This window comes from Streptomyces sp. ST2-7A (assembly GCF_021390475.1).
Lineage (GTDB): Bacteria > Actinomycetota > Actinomycetes > Streptomycetales > Streptomycetaceae > Streptomyces.
Window position 1 is genome coordinate 1 of sequence record NZ_JAJUWS010000089.1, and the last position, 1,457, is coordinate 1,457.

The 1,457-nt window shown below is 76.2% G+C and carries 3 protein-coding genes and 1 pseudogene; all 4 read right to left on the bottom strand.

Translation table 11 applies throughout. The annotated features are described in order from the left end of the window. Nucleotides 1–186: pseudogene (locus LZF96_RS26305) on the bottom strand (hypothetical protein); the annotation flags it as partial. Between the two features lie 53 nt (nt 187–239). Then, nucleotides 240–722: a hypothetical protein gene (locus LZF96_RS26310; RefSeq protein ID WP_233877377.1), complete on the bottom strand. Its 483-nt coding sequence runs from the start codon at nt 720–722 to the stop codon at nt 240–242. After that, nucleotides 722–985, bottom strand: coding sequence for a hypothetical protein (locus tag LZF96_RS26315; RefSeq protein WP_233877379.1), 264 nt, complete (start codon nt 983–985; stop codon nt 722–724). The genes LZF96_RS26310 and LZF96_RS26315 overlap by 1 nt, the downstream gene beginning before the upstream one ends. Then, nucleotides 982–1,386 (bottom strand): hypothetical protein, encoded by a 405-nt coding sequence (locus LZF96_RS26320; RefSeq protein WP_233877381.1) that lies wholly within the window; start codon nt 1,384–1,386, stop codon nt 982–984. Before LZF96_RS26320 ends, LZF96_RS26315 begins: the two co-directional genes overlap by 4 nt. Nucleotides 1,387–1,457 lie beyond the last annotated feature (71 nt).

Below are 1,457 nucleotides of genomic sequence, written 5' to 3' on the forward strand. Positions count from 1 at the left end.
GGCGCCCCGGCCGGGGGGGGCGGGTGGGGTGGCGGGGAGGGGGGCGCGCAACAGGCGGGCCAGGAGCGGGCCGGTGTGCGGGGGGATGGGGGCGCCGGCGTCGAGGAGTTCGGCCGCCTGGGCGAGCGCGGCCCGGTCTGCGGGGTGGGGGAGTTCGTGGGTGGGGAGCAGAGCGGGGGTGGGCATGAGGGGGCTTCCGGTGTCGGGCCCCGCCCCTCCGGGGGGCGGGGCCGGGGTGGTCAGGTTCCTGCGGCGGTGCGGTGGCGCAGGGAGCGGCGTTCGTCGGCTTCGGCGGTGCGGCAGCGGGGGCAGACGTCTTCTTGGATGGCGCGGTGGCGGCGGGCGCCGGAAGGGGTGCCGCAGCGGATCTTGGAGCTGGTGGTGCGGGTGCCGGGGGGTGGGGTCGGGGTGTAGGTGGTGGGGGTGAGGGTGCGGATTTCGGCGAGGGCTTGGCCGTAGAGGGCGCACATTCCCTGGCAGTACCAGCGGGCGGGTTCGCGGCTGGTGGGGACGTGGATGCGGGTGAGGCCGGCGGGCCCTCGGCCGGTGTGTCCGGGTGGGAGTTGTTCGCCGCAGTGGGGGGTGTTGGTGGGGCAGTTCCCGGCGGGGCGGATGTCGCGGCCGGGGGTGGTGGTGGCGCCGGCCATGCCGCCGTTCCAGGCGAGGGAGTTGTGGCCGGCCCGCCGCGCCGGCTTCTTCGTGGTGGGCTTCTTCGCGGTCATCAGGGGGTGTCCTTCCTGCCGGTGGAGCGGTCGAGTTGGTCTCGGGTGAGTCGGGTGTGGTGGTAGAGGTCCAGGAGCCGGCGGGCGCTGGCCGGGCTCATCCCCGCGTCGTCCAGGCGCTCGAGGAGAAGTGCCTCCGCGCCGGCGGGGCCGGGGTCGGGCCGGTCGCGGGCCGGTTTTCTCAGCCGGGTCCAGGCGGCGGCCAGGAGCACGGCGAGGGCGAGCCAGGTCGAGGCCAGACCGATGGCGAGTTCGAGGGTCATCGCAGGTTGATCTCCTTTCCGCGGTTCTCCTCCGGGTGGCCGGCCGGGGCGGGGCCGGCACCCCGGAGAGCGGGGAAGCCGGGGACGGCCGGCCAGACGGCCTTCTCCAGGCGGGCGAGGTGGGTGGTGGGTAGGGGGAATTCGCCGTCCTTGGTTCGGGTGAGGTCGGTGACCGGCGCTCCGGTCGCGTCCGGCGTGGGTGGTGTTCGCGGGGTGGGGTCGCTGCCGGGGGTGATGCGGCGTGAGCGGAGCACCCCGTGCGCGTCGCGGTGGACGGCGGTGTTGCCCAGGCCGCTGGTGTCCTCGGCCTCGTTCACCGCCAGGCGGCGGCCGGCTTGGGTGGTGGTGATGAGGACCCGGGCGCCGCAGCGGCGGCAGGTGTGGCGGGGTGCGCGGGGCATCGGGTTCCTCTCGGGTGGTCGGGTGGGTACGGTCGGGGTGGTCGGCCCGCCCGGTTCGAGCGGGCGGGCCG